Origin of the sequence: Klebsiella sp. NPDC088457 (assembly GCF_044900465.1) — a bacterium.
In the GTDB taxonomy this organism is placed as follows: domain Bacteria; phylum Pseudomonadota; class Gammaproteobacteria; order Enterobacterales; family Enterobacteriaceae; genus Klebsiella.
In genome coordinates, this window is sequence record NZ_JBJDNH010000001.1 from 53,885 (window position 1) to 78,364 (window position 24,480).

The 24,480-nt window shown below is 60.3% G+C and carries 17 protein-coding genes and 1 riboswitch; of the genes, 7 read left to right on the plus strand and 10 right to left on the minus strand.

The window, feature by feature from the left end; genetic code table 11:
- The first annotated feature begins 9 nt into the window (after positions 1-9).
- Positions 10-675 (plus strand): SDR family NAD(P)-dependent oxidoreductase, encoded by a 666-nt coding sequence (locus ACI2JR_RS00265; RefSeq protein WP_462477724.1) that lies wholly within the window; start codon positions 10-12, stop codon positions 673-675.
- A gap of 36 nt (positions 676-711) precedes the next feature.
- Here the strand turns inward: ACI2JR_RS00265 and mrdA are convergent, their stop codons facing one another.
- The 8 genes from mrdA to ACI2JR_RS00305 form a co-directional block, all read right to left on the minus strand.
- Positions 712-2,634, minus strand: a complete 1,923-nt coding sequence (gene mrdA / locus ACI2JR_RS00270) for a penicillin-binding protein 2 (RefSeq protein WP_165905760.1) — start codon at positions 2,632-2,634, stop codon at positions 712-714.
- Between the two features lie 241 nt (positions 2,635-2,875).
- Positions 2,876-4,672, minus strand: coding sequence for an allophanate hydrolase (gene atzF / locus ACI2JR_RS00275; protein WP_132730953.1), 1,797 nt, complete (start codon positions 4,670-4,672; stop codon positions 2,876-2,878).
- The gene (gene uca / locus ACI2JR_RS00280) at positions 4,669-8,274 is read right to left on the minus strand and encodes an urea carboxylase (protein ID WP_462477547.1); all 3,606 of its coding nucleotides are present in this window, start codon (positions 8,272-8,274) and stop codon (positions 4,669-4,671) included. Before uca ends, atzF begins: the two co-directional genes overlap by 4 nt.
- 170 nt (positions 8,275-8,444) lie before the next feature.
- A complete protein-coding gene (locus ACI2JR_RS00285) occupies positions 8,445-9,080 on the minus strand; it encodes an urea amidolyase associated protein UAAP2 (RefSeq protein ID WP_132730951.1) in 636 nt (211 codons plus the stop codon).
- Positions 9,081-9,090: 10 nt separating this feature from the next.
- Positions 9,091-9,819: an urea amidolyase associated protein UAAP1 gene (locus tag ACI2JR_RS00290; RefSeq protein ID WP_132730950.1), complete on the minus strand. Its 729-nt coding sequence runs from the start codon at positions 9,817-9,819 to the stop codon at positions 9,091-9,093.
- Between the two features lie 4 nt (positions 9,820-9,823).
- Positions 9,824-10,603, minus strand: coding sequence for an ABC transporter ATP-binding protein (locus ACI2JR_RS00295; protein WP_132730949.1), 780 nt, complete (start codon positions 10,601-10,603; stop codon positions 9,824-9,826).
- A complete protein-coding gene (locus ACI2JR_RS00300; protein ID WP_132730948.1) occupies positions 10,600-11,415 on the minus strand; it encodes an ABC transporter permease in 816 nt (271 codons plus the stop codon). The genes ACI2JR_RS00295 and ACI2JR_RS00300 overlap by 4 nt, the downstream gene beginning before the upstream one ends.
- A 24-nt stretch (positions 11,416-11,439) precedes the next feature.
- Positions 11,440-12,498 carry a putative urea ABC transporter substrate-binding protein gene (locus ACI2JR_RS00305; protein ID WP_462477548.1) on the minus strand — a complete coding sequence of 353 codons (1,059 nt, stop codon included), beginning with the start codon at positions 12,496-12,498 and terminating at the stop codon, positions 11,440-11,442.
- Between the two features lie 59 nt (positions 12,499-12,557).
- Positions 12,558-12,656, minus strand: a riboswitch (guanidine-I (ykkC/yxkD leader).
- Between the two features lie 583 nt (positions 12,657-13,239).
- Between ACI2JR_RS00305 and katG the strand changes: the two genes are divergently transcribed.
- Positions 13,240-15,417 carry a catalase/peroxidase HPI gene (katG, locus tag ACI2JR_RS00310; protein WP_132730946.1) on the plus strand — a complete coding sequence of 726 codons (2,178 nt, stop codon included), beginning with the start codon at positions 13,240-13,242 and terminating at the stop codon, positions 15,415-15,417.
- 56 nt (positions 15,418-15,473) lie between these two features.
- Here katG and zapE read toward each other — a convergent pair whose 3' ends face one another.
- Positions 15,474-16,487 (minus strand): cell division protein ZapE, encoded by a 1,014-nt coding sequence (gene zapE / locus ACI2JR_RS00315; RefSeq protein ID WP_462477549.1) that lies wholly within the window; start codon positions 16,485-16,487, stop codon positions 15,474-15,476.
- 394 nt (positions 16,488-16,881) lie between these two features.
- On the opposite strand from zapE, the gene ACI2JR_RS00320 reads away from it, so the two are divergent.
- The 3 genes from ACI2JR_RS00320 to ACI2JR_RS00330 all read left to right on the plus strand — a co-directional run bounded on the left by ACI2JR_RS00320 (position 16,882) and on the right by ACI2JR_RS00330 (position 21,771).
- Complete coding sequence (locus ACI2JR_RS00320) at positions 16,882-19,005, plus strand: TonB-dependent receptor (RefSeq protein ID WP_462477550.1); 2,124 nt, start codon at positions 16,882-16,884, stop codon at positions 19,003-19,005.
- 8 nt (positions 19,006-19,013) lie between these two features.
- Positions 19,014-20,027, plus strand: a complete 1,014-nt coding sequence (locus ACI2JR_RS00325) for an ABC transporter substrate-binding protein (protein ID WP_462477725.1) — start codon at positions 19,014-19,016, stop codon at positions 20,025-20,027.
- 334 nt (positions 20,028-20,361) lie between these two features.
- Positions 20,362-21,771, plus strand: a complete 1,410-nt coding sequence (locus ACI2JR_RS00330) for an MFS transporter (protein WP_462477551.1) — start codon at positions 20,362-20,364, stop codon at positions 21,769-21,771.
- 122 nt (positions 21,772-21,893) lie between these two features.
- Here ACI2JR_RS00330 and ACI2JR_RS00335 read toward each other — a convergent pair whose 3' ends face one another.
- Entirely contained in the window at positions 21,894-22,775 is an 882-nt protein-coding gene (locus ACI2JR_RS00335) for a LysR family transcriptional regulator (protein ID WP_132731007.1), read from the minus strand.
- Between the two features lie 305 nt (positions 22,776-23,080).
- On the opposite strand from ACI2JR_RS00335, the gene ACI2JR_RS00340 reads away from it, so the two are divergent.
- Together ACI2JR_RS00340 and ACI2JR_RS00345 are read left to right on the plus strand one after the other, a co-directional pair.
- Positions 23,081-23,761: an AraC family transcriptional regulator gene (locus ACI2JR_RS00340; protein ID WP_462477726.1), complete on the plus strand. Its 681-nt coding sequence runs from the start codon at positions 23,081-23,083 to the stop codon at positions 23,759-23,761.
- An 83-nt stretch (positions 23,762-23,844) separates the two neighbouring features.
- Positions 23,845-24,465: a LysE family translocator gene (locus tag ACI2JR_RS00345; protein WP_132730941.1), complete on the plus strand. Its 621-nt coding sequence runs from the start codon at positions 23,845-23,847 to the stop codon at positions 24,463-24,465.
- The last annotated feature ends 15 nt before the right edge of the window (positions 24,466-24,480 follow it).

Consider the following 24,480-nt stretch of genomic DNA (forward strand, 5'->3'; position numbering starts at 1 on the left):
GTCGCGAAGCTGGCAGCCGACGGCGCCGCGGTCGCCTTTACGTGGGTTACCCCGTCTCAGCACATTGCGCAACGGCTGGCGGAGTTTCAGCAGGCGGGGCAAAACGTGCAGGCGTTGCAGGCGGACAGCGCCGACCCGGCCGCGCTGTCCGACGCCGTCAAGCGCGCGGCGACGGCCCTTGGCGGACTGGATATTCTGGTGTACAACGCCGGCATGCTGAAAACCGGCCCGATTGATGATTTTTCGCTGGCGGATTTTGACCGCATGTATGCGGTTAACGTCCGCGGCCCGTTTGTGGCGGTGAAAGCCGCGCTGGCGCATCTGCGCCGCGGCGGACGCATTATCACCACCGGCAGCATCGCCGGCGAAAAAGCCGGGGCGCCCGGTTCGACCGTCTACGGGTTGACCAAAGCGGCGGTGGCGCGGATGGTCAGAGGGCTGGCGTGGGATTTAGCCGAACGCGGCATTACGGTGAATGACGTTCAGCCGGGGCCGGTGGTCAGCGATATGACGCCGGGCACCGGTGACATTGGCGAGTGGCTACGCCAGGCGAATCCGCAAAAACGGCTCGGCAACCCTGAGGAAGTGGCGAATCTGGTCAGCTGGCTTGCTGGTCCGGAATCCTCCTACGTTAACGGCGCAGGACTTAAAGTCGACGGCGGCTTTACCGCCTGAAGGTATGCCCGGCCAGCACAATGGCCGGGCAATATCCTACTGCGCGTCGGCGCTATCCACCTGCGGAATAGCGGCTTCACTGCCCTCGGCCACGTCCGGCGCATTGGCCGGATCAAAAATATGATCGAGAATGGCGCGCGCCGTCGGCCCGGCCACCACCCCATCGCCGCCGCCGTTTTCCAGAATCAGCGCCATCGCCACCTTCGGATGCTGATAAGGCGCAAACAAGGTGTAGAAGATATGGTCACGCAGTCTGACCGGGATCATCTTCGCGTTATAGGTCTGGTTTTCCTTCAGGCTAAAGACCTGCGAGGTCCCGGATTTCGCCGCAATCTGATACGGTGCGCTATGGAACAGCTTGTAACCGGTCCCGTTGGGTAAGTTCGCCATGCCGTACATCCCGTTGCGTACAATACCCCAGTACGGCGATTTCGGATCGCCGACCTGCGGAGTATTTTCCGCTGGCTGGTAGCGTTCCACTTTATTACCGCGTTTCATGGAATAGAGCAGATGGGGATTTTTCACTTTACCGTTGTTAAGCAGCGTGGTCAGCGCCTTGACCATCTGGATAGGCGTGGCGATCCAGTAGCCCTGGCCGATACCGACTGAAATGGTATCTCCCTGATACCACGGTTTTTTGTGCACCCTCTGCTTCCATTCGCGGCTGGGCAGCACTCCGGCATACTCCTCATTAAGATCGATACCCGTCGACTGACCGTAGCCAAATTGGCTCAGCCAGCTGTGGATCCGGTCGATCCCCATCTCGAACGCCACCTGGTAGAAGAAGGTATCCGCCGACTCTTCTATCGCCTTGGTCACGTTCAGCATCCCATGCCCGGTTTTCAGCCAGTCACGGTAGCGGCGCTGGGTGCCCGGCAGCGTCCAGGTCGGTGCGCCAAAGAAAGTGGTGGTCGGCGTAATCACCCCGGCAGAGAGCGCCGATAGCGCCATGTATGGTTTCACCGTCGACGCCGGCGGATACAGCCCTTGGGTGACGCGGTTAATCAGCGGGCGATCGGGGTTATCGAGTAGCGCGCGGTAGGCCTTATAACCGATGCCCTTCACAAACGGATTCGGATCGTAGCTGGGGCTGGAGACCATCGCCAGCACCCCGCCATCGCGCGGATCGACCGCCACTACCGCCGCACGCTGCCCCTTCAGCACTCCTTCAATATATTGCTGCAGGTGCAGATCCAGCGTCAGGTAGATATTTTTCCCGGCCACCGGCGGAACCTCTTTCAGCAAGCGCACGACGCGACCGTGGTTATCCACTTCCACTTCCTGATAGCCGGTGGTGCCGTGCAGCTCTTTCTCGTAATAACCTTCGATGCCCTGCTTGCCGATGTTGCGATCAGCGGCATAATTCTCCGACTCGCCGCTTTTGGCCAGCCTCTGCAGGTCGTTATCGTTAATTTTCGACACATAGCCGACGACGTGCGCCAGCTCTGCGCCGTAGGGATAGTCGCGCTGCTGATAGCTCTCCACGGTTACGCCGGGGAAATGAAATTCGTTTACCGCAAAACGCGCCACTTCAACATCGCTCAACGCCGATTTTAAGGTCACCTCTTTGTAGCGGCTGTTGTGGGACATATCATCGCGGAAGCTGGCGATATCGTCTGGGGTTAAATCGACGATCGGCGTTAACGCCTGCAGCAGCGCGTTGATATCGGGAATTTTACCTGGGGTCACCTGCAGTCGGTACAAGGTGATGTTTTGCACCAGCGGGATGCCGTTGCGATCGAAAATTAGCCCACGGCTCGGCGCGATAGGCAGCATTTTGATGTCGTTCTGATTCGATCGGGTCTGATAAAAATCGTGCTGCTTTACCTGTAAGCGGTACAGGTTAAAAATCAGCACGCCAAAACAGACCACCACCAGTAGAAACGCAATCACCGCGCGGCGAATAAACAGCATCTCTTCTGCCGGATGATCGCGGATTTCATCTCTCAATAGGGTCATTAGCGGCAATTCACATGAGTTTCAAAAAAGATCAAAAAAATAAAAAGCGGGGCAGGATAGCCTTATCGCCGCGCCAGCCCTACAGAAAGGTTGCTAATGATTTAGCAGAAATGTTTCAGCATGTTAGAGGCATGACCGCGAGTGCGGGGTCAGAACGGCGTTCAGACGGCGGCGGGTCGTTAAATAGGTGACAACGTCACCAAAGGCCTCTCCCCCGTGCAGGGCAGAGGCCTGTGGGCAGCTAGCGTTTCAGCCACGCCCGCCAGCCGCCGTAGCGGGTGATGTCGGTTGCTCCCTGCAAACCATAGCCCTCACAGATAAAGCCGCTTAGCCACCTTCCGTCGGACAATTCGACTTTACCTAACCCCAGCGGCGCGGGAATGGCCGCCAGCAGCGATCCCAGTTCGGCGGAAGGCAGCTCCCAGACTTCAACCGCGATAGCCGCGCCGTTATTTTCATCACGCACCATGCCAGGCCGTTTGCCATCGGCCAGCGCGTACAGCCGGTAATGCGCTGCGCTTTCCGTCGCCGTCAGCAGACGTCCGCCCCGCTCCCGCAGCTGCCCGTTCAATGGCAGGCCGTCAAGATGCGCCCCGCAAACCACCAGCGGCAGACGATCGTGGCTGGCAACGGTAGCCGGCGGCGCGCCTGCCAGGTATGTACCGCCGACCAGCGGCAGCGGCTGCGCGCGCTGGAAAGCGTCGGCAAGGCCAAGAAGATACTGGTCGGTAAAAACCCGCCCGAACAGCGTGACGCCGGACGGGAGTCCATTGGCCAAAAAGCCGGCGGGGACGTTGACCGCCGCATAATCCAGCAGGTTCATAAAGTTGGTGTAGTAGCCAAGATCGGCATTACGCTGTAGCGGCTCGGCCTCCAGTTCGGCGAGGGTCACCGGGCGCGGATAGGTCGGGGTCAGTACGCAATCCAGCGTGTCGAGGATCGCGTCACACTGCGTCTTATACGCCTGCAGCTGGTACATGGCCCTGAAGGTCGCCACCGCGTCGGTACCCGGCGCTTTCGCCAGCACGTCGCGAATCACCGGCAATACCGCCTCCGGCTGCTGCTCGATTAGCGCGCCCACCACCGCATAACGTTCCGCCACCCACGGTCCTTCGTACAGCAGGCGAGCGGCGGCAAGAAACGGCGTCAGATCGACGCTCACCGGCACCCCGCCAAGGGCAATTAGCCGCGCTTTGGCCTGCCTGAATAGCGCCTCGCTCTGCGCGCAGCCGAGAAAATTCAGCTCATCGGGTACGCCGAAGCAAAAACCCGGCTGCGGCGTGCCGAACGCCTGACGGCTGTTCCACTGCGGGTTGCGGCGGCTGTAGGCATCCCGCGGATCGTACCGCGCGGTGAGCGCCAGCAGCTGGCTGGCCTCATCGGCGGTGGCGGTAAAGAAGGTCGTACAATCAAGCGTCCGACAGGCGGGCACCACTCCGGCGGTGGAGATGAGGCCTTTACTGGCCTTCAGCCCCACCAGATTATTCAGCGAGGCCGGCACCCGCCCGCTGCCGGCGGTGTCGGTTCCGAGGGCAAAACTGGCGACGCCGAGCGCCACCGCCAGCGCCGATCCCGCGCTGGAGCCGCCGGAAGGATAGTCCGCATGGTAGGCATTACGACAGCGCCCGTAGGGCGAGCGCGTACCGTTGAGACCGGTCGCGAACTGGTCAAGATTGGTTTTGCCGATCGGGATCGCGCCAAGGGCAATCAGCTGCGCCACGATGGTCGCATCCTCGCCCGCGGTATGGGCGAACGCCGGACAAGCGGCGGTAGTGGCAATCCCCGCGAGGTCGATATTATCTTTGATGGCAAACGGCACCCCGTACAGCGGCAGCGTTTCCGGCGAGATGCCGTCCAGCGCCGCCAGCCACGGCTCCAGCTCTTCCGCTGTCAGAATATGAATAAACAGCTGATATTCCGGGTTCAGCATCAGCGCCCGCTGGCGTAAATCGGCCAGCAGCGCGCGCGGCGTCACTTCACCGCTCCGGTAGGCGCCCGCGAGGGTCGCCAGACGTAAATCAAAAGTTTGCTGGCTCATATTTTTTCCTCCACGATCACCGCCACCCGCTGCCCGGCGCGTACCGATGCCCCGGGCTGCACGTTAACCTGCGCAATCACCCCGTCGCACGGCGCCAGCAGCGGGATCTCCATTTTCATTGACTCCAGCACCACCAGCACCTCGCCGGCGCGGACGCGGCTGCCCGCCGCCGCCTGCACCTGCCAAAGATTGCCGGAGATGGGGCTCTCCACCCCCTGCTGTCCCGCCTGCAACGGCGCCTCATCGCCCTCTTCAGCCGGCGTCTCCTGGCTGTCGAAATGCGCCTGGCCGCTGGCTATCCAGCGCTCGCGTTCGTCATGGAAGGCGCGCTGCTGGTGTTCTCGAAACGCCGCGATACTCGCGGCTTCACGTTGCAGAAACTGCTGATACTCCGCCAGGCGCAGCGTGCTGTGTTCGATTTGCAGCGGATAGCGGCCGAGCGGGAAGTCGCGGCGGATCTGCAGCAGCTCATCGGCAGAGACCGGATAGAATCGCAACTGGTCGAAGAAGCGCAGTAGCCAGGGTTTACCGGCGAAATCGGCCACTTCGTGATAGCGGTTCCACATCTGCAACGTTCGACCGACAAACTGATAGCCTCCGGGCCCCTCCATGCCGTAGACGCACAGATAGGCCCCGCCGATGCCGACCGAGTTTTCCGCGGTCCATGTCCGCGCCGGATTATATTTGGTCGTCACCAGCCGATGGCGCGGATCGAGCGGCGTCGCCACCGGCGCGCCAAGATAGACATCCCCCAGTCCCATCACCAGGTAACTGGCGTCAAACACCGTGTTCCATACCGCCCGTTCATCGGGCAGATCGTTAATTCTGCGGATAAACTCAAGATTGCTCGGGCACCACGGGGCATCGCGACGTACGGTGGTCATGTACTTATCGATGGCCTTGCGGCAGGCCGGGTCGTCCCAGGACAGCGGCAGGTGTACCACCCGGGTCGGGACCTGCAGGTCATCGCTGACGCACACCGTCGTCCACTCCGCGCTCACCCACGCCAGCAGCGCATTGAGCGTCAGGGTTTCCGGCTGGAAATGGATCTGCAGGGAGCGAATCCCCGGCGTCAGGTCGATCACCCCGTCCCGCGATTGGCCTTCCAGCGCCTGCATCAGGGCGTGGATGCGAAAACGCAGTACCAGATCCAGCTCCGCTTCCCCCGCCTCCAGCAGCAGATGGGTATCGCCGGAGAGCCGGGCCACCAGGCGCTTGTCCGCCTCGCCGCAGCTCATCACCATCGGCGAGCTCAGCGCCGCGGGTTGCCAGGCCACGGGCGCGGCGTCGAGAGTCGCCAGCTCATCGCTACGCCCCTGCGCCAGCCGGCGGGCGGTGGGCAGGTCCACCGCCACAAAGCGCACTTTGTCGCCGGCTTTAAGCTGCCCCAGTTGCCAGAGATCGGCCTCGATCACCGTCACCGGGCAGACAAAACCGCCGAGGCTCGGACCGTCGGGGCCGAGAATAACCGGCATGTCGCCGGTAAAATCGACCGCGCCGATGGCGTAAGGATTATCGTGAATATTCGACGGATGCAGCCCGGCCTCCCCTCCGCTTTCGCGTGCCCACAGCGGTTTCGGGCCCATCAGCCGCACGCCGGTACGGCTGGAGTTGAAATGCACCTCCCAGTTGGTGGCAAAGAAGGTGGCGATATAGTCGGCGGCAAAGAACTCCGGCGCGCCGTGGGGGCCGTAGATTACCCGCAGCGTCCGCACCGCCGGGAGAGGGGTCCGCAGCGCGGGGGGCAGCATCGCGCCATCTTCTGCGCCGGTGGTTGGCGCCAGATGCAGGACATCGCCGCTGCGCAGCGCCCGTCCGGCATGACCACCGAACTGCCCGAGGGTAAAAGTGCTTTTACTGCCCAAATAGTCCGGGACCTGAATACCGCCGCGCAGGCACAGGTAGCTCCTGACCCCTGCGCCGCTGATGGCTCCCATTTGCAGCGTCGATCCCGCCGGGATGGTCAGGACGCGGTCCATCGCCTGAGGGACGCCGTCGAGGGTGACCGCTAGCGGCGCGCCGCTTATCACCGCCTGGGTTGTGCAATTAAACTTCAGCGTCGGTCCGTTGAGGGTGATTTCCAGCGCCGCTTCCCCCTGCGGGTTGCCCAGCAGCCGGTTGCCGAGGCGCAGCGCTCGATCGTCCATCGGCCCCGACGGCGGCACCCCCACCGCCCAATAGCCCAGACGGCCGGGGTAGTCCTGCACGCTGGTTTGCGTTCCGGCGCTCAATACTTCTACGGTGGCGGCCTGGTAATGCAGCTGCTCCAGACAACGGGTCCAGGGTTCGCCCTCGGCAAACGGGGCGAAGGCCAGAATCTGCTGGAGATACGCGCGGTTGGTTTCCACGCCATACAGCCGGGTCGCCGCCAGCGCCTGCGCAAGGCTGGCAATCGCCTCTGCGCGGTCGGAACGCCAGGCAATCATCTTGGCCAGCATCGGGTCAAAGTACGGCGGCACCTCGCAGCCGGCTTCCACCCAGCGATCGATACGCAGCGTCTCCCCGTTCGCCGGCGGGAAGGCCACTTCGGTCAGCAGGCCCGGCGAAGGCTGAAACTGACGACCCGGATCTTCGGCATAAATACGCGCCTGAATGGCGTGGCCGCGCGGCTGCACCGTGGCCAGCAGCTCGGAAAGCGGCGGTAAATCCCCTGCCGCCAGCGCAATCATCCAGCGCACCAGATCGACGCCCCACACCTGCTCGGTGACGCCGTGCTCCACCTGCAGGCGGGTATTGACCTCCAGAAAATAGAAGCGCTGCGCCGCGCTGTCATAGACAAACTCCACCGTCCCGGCGCTGCGATAGCTGACCGCTTTGCCGAGCGCGACCGCCGCCGCGCACAGCGCATCCGCCATCCCCATTGGCAGGTTCGGCGCCGGGGTTTCTTCCAGCACTTTCTGGTTACGGCGCTGTATTGAACAGTCGCGAACGCCGAGGGCGATCACCTCCCCCTGACCGTCGCCGAAAATCTGCACTTCCAGATGACGCGCGCGTTCAATGTACTTTTCGACAAAGACTCCCGCGTCGCTGAAGTTGTTCTGGCCCAACCGCTGCACGGCGTCGAAGGCGTCCGTCAGCTCGCGGGCATCACGACAGACGCGCATCCCTATCCCGCCGCCGCCCGCGGTGCTTTTCAGCATCACCGGGTAGCCGATGGTGTCCGCCGCCCGGCGCGCCTCGGCGCTATCGGCCAGCAGCCCGGTGCCTTCCAGCAGCGGTACGCCCTGCGCTTTTGCCAGCGCTCTGGCGGTGTGTTTCAGGCCAAACGTGCGCAGCTGTTCTGGCGTCGGGCCGACGAAAACCAGCCCGGCGGCTTCGCAGGCTTCCGCGAAGGCGGCGTTTTCCGATAAAAAGCCGTAGCCGGGATGAATCGCCTCGGCCCCGCTTTTGAACGCGGCGGCGATGATTTTTTCACTGACCAGATAGGTTTGCGCCGCAGGACCATCGCCGAGGCTCAGCGCTTCATCGGCCTCGCGGATATGCAGGCTGCTGAGATCGGCATCGGAATAGACGGCCACCCCTTTGACCCGCAGGGTACGCAGAGTCCGCAAAATGCGACAGGCGATGGCGCCGCGATTGGCAATCAGTAATGTATTGAACATAAAGGAGACTCACATCGTGGCGGGTCGTCCCGCAGCAAAACAATCGGCGTCCCCGGGGTCGTCCCCAGGGCGCGCAGCCACTCAGGGCTTGCGCGATGGCGTGCTTAACAGACGATCGGCGCGCACGGCAAACAGGCGATACGCCATCAGGCGCCAGCGCTGCCAGCGGGTCAGTTCCATACCAGCACCTCCGCCGGCGTCGGGTTCCAGCCGTTGCAGGGGTTATTCAGCTGCGGACAGTTGGAAATCAGCACCATGGCGTTGCACTCGGCGCGCAGCTCAACGTACTTCCCGGCGGCCGAGATGCCGTCTTCGAACGTCAGGCCGCCGGCTGCGGTGACCGGGACGTTCATAAAGAAGTTGATGTTGGCGCCGATATCGCGCTTATGCAGGCGACCGTCGTGCAGACAGGCGCACAGGAAGTTGTCCCGGCAGCTGTGCATGTAGCGTTTATCCAGCGCATAGCGCACGGTGTTGCTCTCCTGCGCGCAGGCGCCGCCGAGAGTGTCGTGACGCCCGCAGGTATCGGCCACAATGGTCAGCAGCGGATTGCCCAGATTCGAGAACAGCACGCTGCCGGTGGTCAGATAGGCATTCCCCTGGCGGCGCAGCGTGCGCTGCGGGTCGTAACGTTCGCGCGGGTTATCGGCGTTATAAAACAGGGTATCGATGGCCTGATTACCTTCGAGATCGAGCAGACGCAGGGTCTGCCCCTTTTTGATTTCGAACAGCCAGGGTTCGCCCGCCGGGATCACGTGGCGATAAACGGCATCGGCCGGGTTACGGGTACTGGTCACAAGGCTCATGGCGGGCTCCTCAGAGGGCAAAAAGTTGGGTATTGGCAAACGCGCGCTGGTTTTCATCGCGGGTCAATAGCGCTGCGACCGCCGCCTCTTGATCATCGGCCTGGTACCAGCTCAGCTGGACCGGGCGCGGCGCATACTCCGTGACGGGGTTCTGCGGATGCGGCAGTGCGGTCAGGATCATCAGCACGTCCATCGGCGCAAATAGCTCGACGTAACTGCCCGGGGCGGAGTGCCCCGCGCAAAACTGAAAGCGCCCCGCGCCGTCCACGGTTATCTTGCTGAAAAAATTGACCACCATCAGCAGATCCTCGAGGCCGAGATCCCATTTTCCCATCTCAACCAACAGGTTATCGGTACCGTTGCGGTAGAAAGCGTTGCGCAGCTCCTGGTAGCGGCCGCGGCCATATTTTTCCTCCGTCTCTTGCGCATTGAGCACGCCGCCGAACGGGTCATGCCAGCCGCAGCTGTCGGCAACGATACCGGCCAGCACCCGGCCCATATCGGAATAGAAACAGTGCCCGGCGGTCAGGCGGGCGGTGTGCTGGCCTTTCAGCGTATCCGGCAGGTTCAGACGCTCGCTCTTTTCATGCGGGTTGAGCATCATCATGCTGACGTTCGCCCCGCCGTCGACGTCAGTCAGGCGCAGAATTTGCCCGCGGCGCAGTATGAATGAGGTATGGCCTCCGCCCGGCAAAAACTCTTCGCGCAGGCTCGGTGATGAATGAAAAAGTGTCGTCATCGGACTATCTCCTTAATGCATAAACGTTGTTATCGGAACCGGTACCGAGCATCTGCGACATCCGGGTCTCGTTAAGCGGAATATCGTAGGTGATGCGCGCGCCGTAGGCGTTGGGGGCCTGCGGATCGTGGCGCACCTTGTCAAAGACCAGCAGCCGGGTGCCGAGGTTGAATCCTTCGGCCAGATCGTGGGTGACCATGAAGACCGTCATGCGCGTCTCGCTCCACAGCTGCAGCAGCAAGGCGTGCATATCCTTGCGGATGCCGGGGTCGAGCGCGCCAAAGGGTTCGTCGAGCAGCAGCACCCGCGGCTGCATCACGAATGCCTGAGCGATCGCCAGGCGCTGCTGCATGCCGCCGGAAAGCTGCGCCGGATACCGGTCGAGGGCATGGGCGAGCCCCACTTTGTCCAGCATCTGCGCCGCCTGTTCGCGCGCGGCGCGTTTACGGGCGCCGAACAGGCGGCCGAAGAGCGGCGAGGCCGGAAGCTCAAAACCGACCGCCACGTTATCCAGCACCGTGAGGTGCGGGAACACGGAATAGCGCTGAAACACCACCCCGCGGCTGCGATCCGGTTCGCCCGCCAGCGGCTGACCGTCGAGCGTAATCATGCCGCGGGTCGGCCGCTCCTGGCCCAGCAGCAGGCGCAAAAATGTCGACTTTCCGCAGCCAGAGGCTCCCACCATTGAACAAAATTCCCCTTCCCTGACCTGCAAATTGATGCGTTCCAGCACCACGTGATCGCCATACTCCTGCCAGATATTTTTGATGGTGATGAAACTCATGTCCGGCCTCCTTCGGCCCATGGGAAGCAGGCTTTATGCAGCTGGCGCAGTCCGAGATCCATCAGCCAGGCCAGCAGGGTTATCCAGATGACGTAGGGAATAATCACGTCCATCGCCATGTAGCGGCGCACGAGAAAGATGCGATACCCGAGGCCAGCGGTGGCCGAAATGGCCTCCGCCGAAATCAAAAACAGCCACGCCGAACCGAGCAGCAAGCGCAGCGAGGTAATCAGGCGCGAGAGCAGCTGCGGCAGCACTACCCGCAGCACCACCGTCCAGCTGTTGGCGCCGAGGGTTTGCGCTTTGATAAACAGCTCCGCCGGTATTTCCCGCGCCCGCTGCTCAAGGTCGCGCGCCAGCATCGGCGTAATGCCAATGACGATCAGCATCACCTTCGAGAGTTCATCAAGGCCGAAGACGATAAACAGCACCGGCAGGATCGCCAGCGGCGGGACCATCGAAATGACGGTCATCAGCGGCGACAGCGCGGCGCGGTACACGGGAAATACGCCGGCGACGATCCCGATGCTCAGACCAATCAGCGCGGAAACCGCCAGCCCGGTCAGCAGGCGGGCCAGGCTGATAAGCGTATCGCCCCACAGCAGATAGTCGCCGCTGCGCTTATCCGGCGTGAAGGCCATCCGATCGACCGCGGCCACCATCTGCGACAGACCCGGCAGCAGTTTGTCCTGGGGGTTAGCCTCCAGACGAACGGCGGAGCCGATAAACCAGGCGGCGATAAGCAGCACAAAGGGCAAGAGCATCAGCATCAGCCGCATGCCCTGCTGTGGATGGCGATTAATTTGTCGCATGGCGTTAACTCCCGTCGTCGATGATTACAGCTGGCCGGCCGCGGCCAGCTTCAGGTAGCTATCGTCGAAGCGCAGCCGGGTATTGCCGCCATCGCCGACGGTGACATTCCCCGGGAAGCGCATGCCGATGAAATCGGCGCTTTGCGCCCCTTCACCCAGCAGACCTTTATCAAACGAGAACTGCGCCACGCGCTGCATGGTTTTTGCCAGATCGGGGCTGGAGATGAACGTCAGGGCGTCGGCAGGAGTCCAGAACAGATGGGTCGTTTTCAGCTGTACCTGATAGCCGGCGAGGTCGGTACCGGAATCCGCCGCCATCGCGCTCAGCGCCTGCGGGTCTCCGGCCTGCATTTTGGCCATCATTTCAAACCACGCGCCGGTCAGCGCCTTGCCGAGGGCCGGGTTGTCTTGCAGGGTTTGCGTATTGACCACCATCATGTCGATAATCTCGCCAGGGACCTGGGATGAGCTAAACACTACGCTGGTTTGTGGGGTCTTTTTGATCGCGGAGAGCTGTGGGTTCCACGCCACGGCGGCCTGCACGTTGCGGGTACCGAAGGCGGAGACGATATCGGCGTCGGAGGTATTCACCACTTTAACGTCTTTTTCCTGCAGGCCGGCTTTTTCCAGCCCGCGCACCAGCAGATAGTGCGAGACCGACAGCTCCGGCAGATAGACCTGCATCCCTTTCAGGTCGCTAAGCTTTTTATCGACGCCTTTCAGCACCACGCCGTCGTTGCCATCGGAATAGCTGCCGGTAATCAGCGCGGTGGTATCGACCCCGCCCGCCGCCGGAATGGTCAGCGCATCCATGTTGGTCATGGTGCAGCCGTCAAACTGACCGGCGGTGTACTGGTTGATCGACTCGATATAATCGTTGAGCTGAACGATGTTGATTTTGATGCCGTACTTACTGGCCCATTTATCAATGATTTTTTCGTTACTGATGGCGCCCCAGGGCATCCACCCGGCATAGATCGTCCAGCAGACGTTGAACTCTTTTTTCACGGCGGCAAAGGAAGGGAAACTGGCCAGCAGCGCCAGCGACAGCATGAAAGAACGGATGACGGCGGATGTCTTCATTATGAACCTCTGGTTGGCACAAAAATAACAGGAGCAGCGCGACACCTGATGGTGCTGCTGTCTCCCGGGCTTTTGTCCCGCCGTGTAACCTCGCAGAGGTCGCCAGCTCTCGGACCAGACATTCACCTGCGTGAACCGGAACCCTAGCCAGCTATTGGTCATCTAAATTGTCTGTTGCGCTGCCTTCTGGTTTTAAGTGTGCAAAGCGCATGCCAGGAAAATAGAGTGAGTAAATTCAAAAGGATAAATAATGCCATCGCCGAGCCACCCCACAATGGTGAGCGATTTTGGGGCAATGCGTGGATGTGGTGCAGGCGGTCCGCGCCGGACAGGCCGCCCGACGGCCGGGTAAATAGCGCTATCGCCGGCGAGAATACCCCACATGCCAATTTCACCGCGCGGGTGCCGCATATAAATGAGCGCTTTCCCGCGCCGGCGTGCTTATTTTCTCAGCATCGGCTCAGCGGCCAGTAATTGACCAGAATTCACCTGCTTAGCTTTTTTTACAACCGCTGCTTTTATCACCAGACGAGGCGCAACAGTATCCTATACTGATACGTTAATACGAATGTGGGTAAGCCGCTTTACGTATTTTGGCGTTTGTCCACAAATATTATATGGATTTCTTTATCACCCGCTGTTAAAAGGATATAACTATTAATTCCGTAGATTCATTCAAGTATCACTTATTGGAAGCAGTGTATATCGTAATGGCATTCACAAAAGCAAACGGAGCCTGATATGAGCACGTCTAACGATCCATCTAACAACGCATCCGCCGGGCAGTGCCCTTTTCACACAGGGAAGCCCACACAAAGTGTCGGTGGTGGCACCGCCAACCGGGACTGGTGGCCTAATCAGCTCCGCGTGGATCTGCTGAACCAGCACTCCAGCCGCTCGAATCCACTGGGCGAAGAGTTTAACTACCGTGAAGAGTTTAAAAAGCTTGATTATGCCGCGCTGAAGGCCGATCTGCGCGCGCTGCTGACCGACTCGCAAGAGTGGTGGCCAGCCGACTGGGGCAGCTATATCGGGCTGTTTATTCGTATGGCCTGGCACGGCGCGGGCACCTACCGTACCGTCGACGGGCGCGGCGGCGCAGGCCGCGGCCAGCAGCGTTTCGCCCCGCTCAACTCCTGGCCGGACAACGTCAGCCTGGATAAGGCACGCCGCCTGCTGTGGCCGGTGAAGCAAAAATACGGGCAGAAAATTTCCTGGGCGGATCTGTATATGCTGGCCGGTAACGTCGCACTGGAAAACGCCGGTTTCCGCACCTTTGGTTTCGGCGCCGGGCGCGAAGACGTCTGGGAACCGGATCTGGACGTTGACTGGGGCCATGAAAAAGCCTGGCTTGAGCACCGCCACCCGGAAAGCCTGGCGCAACAGCCGCTGGGCGCCACCGAAATGGGCCTGATTTATGTTAACCCGGAAGGGCCGAATGCCAGCGGCGACCCGCTCTCCGCCGCCGCCGCGATTCGCGCCACCTTCGGCAACATGGCCATGAACGATGAAGAGATCGTCGCGCTGATTGCCGGCGGTCATACCTTAGGCAAGACCCACGGCGCAGCCCTCACCAGCCACGTTGGCGCAGAACCGGAAGCCGCACCGATTGAGGCCCAGGGCCTGGGCTGGACCAACAGCTACGGCAGCGGCGCCGGCGCCGATGCTATCACCTCGGGCCTCGAAGTGGTCTGGACACAGACGCCGACCCAGTGGAGCAACTACTTCTTCGAGAACCTATTCAAATACGAGTGGGTACAGACCCGCAGCCCGGCAGGCGCGATTCAGTTCGAGGCCAAAGACGCGCCGGATCTGATCCCCGACCCGTTCGACCCGGAGAAAAAACGCAAGCCGACCATGCTGGTTACCGACCTGACGCTGCGTTTCGACCCGGAATTCGGCAAAATTTCGCGCCGTTTCCTCAACGATCCGCAGGCCTTCAATGAAGCCTTTGCCCGCGCCTGGTTCAAACTGATCCACCGCGATATGGGGCCAAAATCCCGTTACCTCGGGCCGGAAGTGCCGAAAGAAGACCTGATCTGGCAGGATCCGTTACCGGCGGCGATCCACAACCCTACGTCGGAAGATATCGCCACCCTGAAAACCGCCATCGCTGACGCTGGCCTGTCGGTCAGTGAACTGGTATCGGTTGCCTGGGCATCCGCTTCCACCTTCCGCGGCGGAGACAAACGCGGCGGCGCTAACGGCGCGCGTCTGGCGCTGGCGCCGCAAAAAGAGTGGCCGGTGAACGCCGTCGCGGCACGTGTTCTGCCAACCTTGCAGGCCATTCAGCAGTCCTCCGGCAAAGCGTCGCTGGCCGATATCATCGTGCTGGCAGGCGTGGTGGGTGTTGAACAGGCGGCAGCGGCGGCAGGTGTCCAGGTTAACGTGCCTTTTGCCCCGGGCCGGGTTGATGCCCGTCAGGATCAAACCGATATCGAGTCTTTCGACCTGCTCGAACCGCTGGCCGATGGTTTCCGTAACTATCGTCGCATTGAAGGCGGCGTCTCGACGGAAACGTTGCTGCTGGATAAAGCTCAGCAGCTGACGCTGACCGCGCCGGAAATGACGGTGCTGGTAGGCGGCCTGCGTGTGCTGGGCGCCAACTATGACGGCAGCCGGCACGGCGTGTTCACTGACCGCGTGGGGGTACTGAGCAACGACTTCTTCGTCAACTTACTGAGCATGGCGACCGTATGGAATGCCACCGACGAACAGGGTGAACTGTTTGAAGGCCGCGACCGTAAGACCGGCGAGAGCAAGTACACGGCGACCCGCGCCGACCTGGTGTTCGGTTCAAACTCGGTACTGCGTGCGCTGGCGGAAGTTTACGCCTGTCAGGATGCGAAGCAGAAGCTGGTCAACGACTTCGTGGCCGCCTGGACCAAAGTGATGAATCTCGATCGTTACGACCTGTAATCTCCCTCCCCGGCTGGTGCCTTGCCCGCCGGGGCTTTTCCCCTTTCACGCTGTGCTTACATTCGCTGCAGCTGTAATAATCGGCTGTAGGTTCGCTGAATATCCTCCTGCCCGACATCCGCCACCAGTTCGGCTAGCCCGCAATCGGCCACCACGATCAGGCGACACTGCTTTTCATAGAGTACATCCACCAGGTTAATAAAACGCTGCTGCGCCGCCGGGCCTGCCTGACGCAGAGGCGGGACCGCATCCAGCAGCCAGCGCTCATGCCTTTCGCATAGCGCCAGATAATCCATCACCGACGTTGCCGCCATGCACAGCTGGGCAAAGGTGAAATGCAAAAAATGCGCCGGCGCGGAGGCGGCGTGCAGCGTGCGATAGCCCACCTGCAGCGGCTGCGCCCGATCAGCGGGTTCTGGCAGATCCAGCGCCCTGCGGGCCTGTGCGGAGGGCTGCACCAGCAGCCACCCCTGACAAAACGGGCTCTCCGCCGGCGCATGACGCGCGCGGTAATCCTCTTCGCCGTTAAGCGCTGCGATCGTCATATGCTGTTTAATCAGCATGATCGATGGCACAAAACGCTCGTGATACAGCGGGTTAGCCAGTAATTGATCCGGAGGATAGTTGGAGGTAGCCAGCAGAATGATGCCGCGCTGAAACAGCAGCGTAAGCAGGGCCTTCACCAGCATCGCGTCGCCCGGATCGTGCAGATGGAACTCATCAAAGCACAGGAGCCGACAGCCGTCGGTCATCTGCGCCAGCACCTCAGGCAGGGCTGGCGCAGGGGAAGCATTCAGACGCTGATGCAGTTCGCGAAAGAAATAGTGAAAATGCACCCGGCGCTTTTCCGCCAGCGGCAGGCTGGCAAAGAAATGATCGACAATAAAGCTTTTGCCCCGTCCGGTACGCCCCCAGACATACAGGCCTTTAGCGCGCCGGGACTTTGCCGACACCAGCGCGCGGCCCAGCGTATCCAGCAGGTTAACCAGCCCCTGCTGGTCCGCATCAAGAAGTAGCGCCTGCTCCTGAGCCCGCAGCGCCATATATGAGGTAAAACTAAAATCGGTCATTCCTTGCGTCATTTTCCTGTCTCAGGGTGGTCGCCGCCGGCCGTATCTGACGGGCAAAATGGAGAAACGGAGGCCAATTAAACCGTCGCCAGCCGACAATGACAAGTTCCGCCGATTCCGCTGAGCGTCGCGAAGGCCTGCCCGCGCTACGGGCTGAGAACCCCGCCTACTCCATCAGGGTTATATCGATAAAATAAAACCAATAAAAAACAATCAATAAAAATGATTTTCTGGCGAATTATCGGCTATTGAGCCGTCACTGAGCATTCGCTATATATTGACATACATAGCGTTGACCTTTATCTTTTCATCATACAAATAACAATCGTACCCTTCAGACAGAGACGAGATTTCCCCGCCTCATTCCGTTTTCATTCGTCTGAAATTAAAATTAATGCGCTCATATAAACTCGTTTTATTAACCGGGATGATTCCCTGTTCCCCCCTTGTCCTGACCATGACGGCACATGCTGCAGAAACCATGGTGGTGACCGCAGCCCCACAGGCTGAATCGCTCGATGATGTGACGCCAGCCGCGGAACAGCAGGCCACGTTAGGTAACCTGGGTAAACGCAAAATGATTAACGTCCCCTGGTCCGTACAGACGCTGTCGGATTCCCTCACCCGCCAGCTTCAGGTCAATAGCGTCAAGGACGTCTATCGCTATCTGCCCTCGGTGCAGGGAGACGGCGTACGCCCGCAGACCCGCGGCATGCAGGGCAGCGTCGTACAAAACAGCATGATTGATGGCTTAAACGCCGTCTCCACCACCGAGTATCCGGCAGAACAGTTTCAGCGGATCGAGGTGCTTAACGGCATGGCCGGCGCGCTGTATGGTCCGGCGAACCCGGCAGGAATGTTCAATCTGGTCTCAAAACGCCCGACCGATGTGCCGCTGCGAAGAGTCACGGTTGGCGGCGGTACCGCCAGCGGAGCAAATGCCGCGCTGGACCTCAGCGGCCCGCTGGATGCCGCGGACCGGATAAAATACCGTCTCAACCTGCAGGATCAGGACGGCAGCAGCTATACCCGCAGCAGCCGCCAGCGCAACCAGTATGCCGGTCTGGCGCTCGATTTCCAGCTGACCGACCAGACGGTGCTGGAGAGCAACTTCAGCGACTACCACTTCTATCAAAAAGGGCTACCCGGTTCGTTCGCCCTGGCAAAAGGGACCCACTTCCCGTCGCCGCTGGATCCCACTAAAAGCAAATATGGTCAGTACTATGCCGGCAATGATGACACCACCACCACCGGCAGCCTGCATATTAAGCACGATTTTGACGGCAACTGGCTACTGGACGTGGGTGTGCTGCGCCAGATAGCCGACCGTGAATCGACCGCCGTCACCCATACGCTGACCGACAATCAAGGTCATTACACCACCACGACCGCCAACTCCGCCGCCAGCCGGTTTACCATCAACAGCTACCTGGTTAACCTCACCGGCAGCGTTGATACCGGCTGGTTACAGCATGACCTGGCGGTTGGCATGCGCGGTTTCGTGTGGAAAAATTACAACCCACGCGACGGCGGTACGCAAACGCTGGGCAGTTCTTCGCTGGAGGAGAGCCCGGATTATGCCCGTCCCGCCTATCCGGATTTTACCGACCGTTACCACTCCGCCACCACCACGCAGCACGTTTTTCTGCTGAGCGATACTCTGACCTTTAATCCCCGGTGGAGCCTGCTGCTCGCCGGTAGCGAAAATCTGTTTACCGTAGACAACTACAGTAAAACTGGCAATCGTAGCAGCAATCATGACGATCGGGGGGCCAGCGGTTCCGCCAGTCTGATGTACAAGCCGGTGGATAATGTGACGCTCTATACGACCTGGGCCAATAGCATGCAGCAGGGAGATACCGCCCCTGTCGGGGCTAATAACGACGGCGCGGTCCTTGACCCCTATCGCAGCCATCAGGTGGAGGTCGGCGCGAAATACGCTCCGCACAAGGATCTGCTGCTCACCGCGGCGCTGTTCCAGGCCGAACGCCCGTTCGCCTATACCAATGCCGGCGGTGATTTTGCCCAGGACGGGACGCAGAAAAACCGCGGGCTGGAGCTGATGGCCGATGGTCACGTCACCTCGAACCTGCGCCTGCTCGGCGGCGGCAGCTGGCTCGACCCGCGTTTGCACAACACCTCCAGCGCCGATGCTGACGATCAGCAGGTGGTCGGTCTGCCTCGCTTCACCGCCAGTATGCTGGCGATTTACAGCATCGATCCGGTCCCCGGGCTTGATGTTAACGGCACGCTTCGCTACGTCGGTCGTCGCCCGACCGATAACGCCAACGATAGCTGGGTGGGCAGCTATACCACGGTGGATATCGGCAGCAACTACCGCACCCGGCTGTTTGGCACCAATACCACATTTAGGTTAGCAGTCACTAACATTACTAACCGCCGCTACTGGAGCAACGTCGTTCCTGGCGCGCTGACCGGTTACACCGGCGCCGGATACGCCAGTGCGCAGCTGGGGGCGCCGTGCGAAGCGACTGCCTCGGTGCAGTTTGATTTCTGAGGACGATGATGAACAAGATTGCTGCTGGCTTACTTACGCTTTCTCTCGCCATTCCGGCGCTGGCCGACCGCCAGGTCACCGATGACGCCGGACACCGCGTCACCTTACCGGACACGGTGACGCGGGTGGCTGAAGGATGGTTCGCCCACCACTCGCTGCTGATGACTCTCGGGGCCGGCAGCGCTATCGTGGCGACGGTCAACCGCCCGGACAGCCGCCCGTGGATGTTCCGCCTCGATCCGCGGCTGAATCACGCGCTTATCAGCCGCGGCCCGCACTTTACCAGCGAAGCGCTGCTGGCGCGCGGCGCTCAGGTGGTCTTTGTCGCCCAGGGAGACGGCGATGCCGATGCCTATCGCCAGGCCGGTCTGCCGGTGATGGAGATGCGTTTTACCGACTATCCGTCGCTGGCCCACGCGGTGGAAACCACCGCGGAGGTTATCGCTACGCCGCAGGCGCGGGCCCGCGCCCAGGCGTATAACCAGTACCTGCAACAGGTCATCGCGCGCGTCGGCCAGCGAAATACCGCGCTCACCGACGCGGAACGCCCGCGCGTGCTGCATATACAATCGCTGAAACCGCTGAAGGTCGATGGCAGCCATACGCTGATCGATACCTGGATACAGCTGGCGGGGGGACGTAACGCGGCGCAGGGCATCAGCGGCAATATGCAGGAGATCTCCCCGGAGAAAGTGCTGGCGTGGCAGCCGGACGTCATTATCCTCGGTGCGGGATGCGGTGACCTGCAGCACTCGGCTTATGGGGAACTTTTCTCAGCGCTGCGGGCGGTTAAACAAGGCCGGGTGGTACAAAACCCGGCGGGCGTTTTTCCGTGGGATCGCTACGGCAGCGAAAGCGCGTTGCAGATTCAATGGGCGGCCAAACAGCTTCAGCCGCAGCGCTTTGCCGATGTCGATATGATCGCCGTCACCCGCGACTTTTATCAGCGCTTTTTTGCTTATTCGCTGAGTGAACCGGAGGCCAGGCGGATTTTGCAGGCGCTCCCCCCGCAGGAAAAATAGCGTCCTGAGCCAGTCAAAATGGCCCCGCTATGCGCCGGGGCCATTTTTATACGTTCTGACTTAATGCTTGCCGTCCCCAGCGCCACGCGCAGCGTCCCCCTTAGCAGATTATCGCCAGCCCCTCCTCTCACCCACTCCTGAATGGCGTGCTATGGTCGTTTACTTCAAATCCGTCGGCTGCCTGTCGCTGAAAGCAGTTAATTCCTCATGTTTATGGCTTAAGCACAACATTTTTGCCTGTAGAACCCCGATGGGAAGAGTAATTAAAAATTTAAAACCATTAACAATCAAATAACATTAGCAGGCAAACATTTTAGCTGAGGAAAATAATAATATGTCTACCACCCAGGTTCTGGGGGATGCGCCTTTTGCATCCGCAGGACAACCCCACTCCAGTTTAACCAGCCGTATCGATGCGCTACCTGCCTCCTTCGGCTTATGGTCGTTTATTACACTGCTGGCACTGGGCGGCTTTTTCGAGCTATACGACCTTTTTCAGACCGGGTATATCAGTACCGGCCTGCTGGCAGAGCACATTTTCCATAGCGACCAGCAGGGTATTTTTGGCGTATCGGATCAGGCCGCTTTTGCCTCGGCCACCTTCCTCGGATTGTTTATCGGCGCCAGCCTGCTCGCGCCGCTGGCGGACAAGCTCGGCCGTCGACTGACCTTTATGTTTGCGCTGGCCTGGTATGGCGTGTTTTCGCTGCTGATGGCTTTTCAGAACAGCGCCGAAGGGGTGATCTTCTGCCGCTTTCTGGTGGGGATCGGTCTCGGCATTGAGCTGGTCACCATCGACACCTACCTGAGCGAATGGGTGCCAACGCACCTGCGTAACAAAGCCTTTGCCTTCGCGTTTTTCATTCAGTTTCTTTCGGTGCCCGCCGTGGCGCTGATGTCGTGGATGCTGGTGCCCACCACCCTGTTCGGTCTGACCGGCTGGCGCTGGGTAATCATCTTCGGCGCGCTGTGCTCGCTGGTGATTTGGGTGATTCGCAAAAAGCTCCCGGAGTCAGCCCGCTGGCTGGAAGTGAAAGGCCGGCACGATGATGCGCACGCGGTGATGTGCCAGATGGAACAACGCTGCGGCGTCGCGCCGTCGGCGCAGCATATTCCTGATACCCGGCAGGAGCAAAACAAAAGCGGGACCTTTAAAGAGATCTGGGCGCCGGAATATCGCCGGCGGACCATCATGCTGATGGTGATGAACTTCTTCCAGGCCATCGGTTTTTTTGGCTTTGGCAACTGGCTGCCGGCGCTGCTGTCCGGCCAGGGAGCCAGCATCACTCACAGCCTGCTGTACGCGTTCTTTATCACTCTTGCCTATCCGCTGGGCTGCTTGTTCTGTACCCGCTTCGTGCACCGCTTTGAGAATAAGTGGCAAATCGTACTCTCCGCGCTGATGACGGTGGTGTTCGGCACCCTGTTCGCCCTGCAGAATAACCCGGTGATGCTGGTGATCTGCGGGTTTATGATCACCTGGTCCAACGCCTGGCTGACCATCAGCTACCACGCCTATCAGGCGGAAATCTTCCCGACCCGCATTCGCGCCAGAGCGGTTGGCTTTTGCTACTCGTTCAGCCGCCTGTCGACGGCGATCACCAGTATTATAATTGGGGTGATTCTGCAATACGCCGGGACGCCGGGGGTGATTAGCTTTATCGTGGCCAGTATGCTGATGGTCATGCTCTCGGTCGGCATTTATGGCCCGAAAACCCGCGGTATTCGGCTGGAAAATATCTGATTAACCGCTTCGCCGCCGGGGCCTCCCTGGCGGCGCTACCCTAGACTGAATAACTTACCGAATATTGCCCGCGATTAGCGCCGCCGGGCGTTTAAATAAAGAACGGCTGAAGCCGCGTTTAGTTAGCCAAAAATCGCCTGGGCATCGGCAAAGCATTTTTCCGCCAGCGACGACACCGGCTCTTTGTTACGCATGATCAGCGCCAGCATAGAATCCACTGCCGTTTCGGCAATCGGGATAATCTCCAGATTGTCGCTCAGCTCCTCCAGTCCATTGTTGAGCGGCATAATGGCGCAGCAAATGCCCGCCTGGACCGCCTGAATAATCTGGAACGTGGAGTCGCTTTCAAAAACATATTTCGGCGTCAGCCCTTTGCCCTTGAAGCTCATTTCGATGGATTCGCGGTAATACATTCCTTTAGTGAGAAAACCGAGCGGCAAGGCGGCCAGGGTATCCCAGCCGGGGATGCCCTCGTCGAACTGAAAATGGCGTTTATCATGCAGCAGCCCCATCCGCGTCGCCGGGAGCCACTTCACGTTAAAAAGCTGGCTATCGACATGGTGCAGATAGCAAATCCCCAGATCGAGCTGATTGCGGCTCACGCCATCAATAATCTGCTCTGAGGTCAGCGACAGCAGGCTGAACTGAAGCTCGGGGTACTTCTCCGTCAACGGCTTAATCAGCTGCATCGGGTTCAGGCTCGCCAGCGGTACCATTCCCACCCGCAGTTGCCCCACCATCTGACCGCGGCAAATGGCCGCTTCCGCTTCCAGCCCATCGTGCGCCGCCAGCAGCGCCCGTGCCCAGGCGAGAATACGCTCGCCTTCGGCGGTAAACCCCTCAAACCGCTGCCCGCGTTGAATCAGAACCAGATTGAGCTCCTCTTCCAGATTGCGGATACGCATCGACAGCGTCGGCTGAGTGATATGGCACTGCGCCGCGGCCTGGCCAAAATGACGCGTTTGATCGAGTGCGATCAGGTATTTGAGCTGTTTGATATCCATTGTTAATCCAGTCATGTTGGCGTCCGTAGACCGAACGCGCGGGCGCGATGCAGACTCCCCTCGCGCCGTAAAAAATATGTTAGTTAAATGTTACGTTCAGTATCGGACAAATACAAGGTACGCCGCATTTGCCCATCCGGCGCTTGCCGGGCTACACTCGCGTAGTGACCAACGCCGGAGAAGCAGATGAAACCTCACCTTCATCACGTTCAGCAGCACCGGTTAACCCTGCCCGGTCTTGAAGCCATGACGCTCAGACGGAGCGGCATTTTTCACGCCATTCGCATGACCAGTTCGGTCTGGGTATTTTTACCCATGGGGCCCAGCGTTCATGGAGTCATATCGGCCAGGTCGACGCCGCGGCCGGGAATATGATCATGGTTAACCCGGGCGAAATACACGACGGCGTCCCCCTGCGCGGCCCCCGCAGCTGGCAGATGGTGTATATCGAGCCGCAGATCGTCACCGCTGAATTTGAGGACGGCATAAGGGCCGAAGATATCCTGTTACGCCCGGTAGTTGAGGCCCCTCACCTGCGCCAGCTCATGCTGCGCCTGTTTCGTGAAATCACCGCCCCTGGCGCTGATGAAACGGCCATCGAAGAGGCGCTTCTGCTCTGCCTGCTGCGGGCAACCCACTACCATCGCGTTATCCCACCGGTCGCACAGCGCTTTTCCCCCGCCATCGCATGGGCAAAAGCCTATCTCGATGATGCTCCCGGGGAAAAGATCTCGCTGGCAAACCTCGCCGCGCTGTGCGGCATCAGCCGCTTTCAGCTGATTCGTAGCTTTGCCCGTGAAACCGGCATGACTCCTCACGCCTACCTGGTGCAGTCCCGGGTGCGCCTGGCGCGCCGGCTGCTGCGTAGCGGCCATCCCCCTGCCGAGGCCGCGCTGATGGCCGGCTTCGCCGATCAGAGCCACCTGACCCGCGCCTTTCAGAAACAGTTCGCCATCACCCCGGGCAGCGTTCAGGCGATGCGCTAAGAGGCAGCGCAATTTTGTTCAATACGCCCTGATGCCCTTAAGAAATACTCTGCGTGACCGATTTCTCACGCAGGAACACTTCCATGTCGCTTATCAGTCCTGAGTTTCTTTTCACCGCCCTGATGGTCGTCATCGCCCCCGGAACCGGGACGCTCTATACCATCGCCACCGCTCTGACCGCCGGAAGAGGCAGCAGCTTCGCCGCCGCTCTCGGCTGTACCCTCGGCATCATTCCGCATCTGCTCGCTGCCGTCACCGGACTGGCGGCGATTCTGCTGCGCGTTCCCGCGGCCTTCGCCGCCATTAAGCTGCTCGGCGTCGGCTGGCTACTGTACATGGCGTGGACCACGCTCCGCCAGGGTGACGCCTTGACGCCAGACGGTCACGGGCACGGCGGATCGCCGCGGGAGATCGTACTCCACGCGGTGCTGATTAATCTCCTCAATCCGAAGCTGCCGCTCTTTTTCCTCGCCTTTTTACCGCAGTTTATCCGCAGCGATAGCGCCACTCCGCTGCAGGAGATGCTGACGCTCAGCGGCGCTTTTATGCTGATGACGTTGCTGATATTTATGCTATACGGGGCATTTGCGGCGGCCATGCGCGGATACGTGCTCACCCGCCCGCGGGTATTGCTGGGGCTACGGGTGGCGTTCGCCGCCGGTTTTGTCGGGCTGGGTATCAAGCTAATGCTGACACCAGGATAGCGAGGTCGTTGCTGC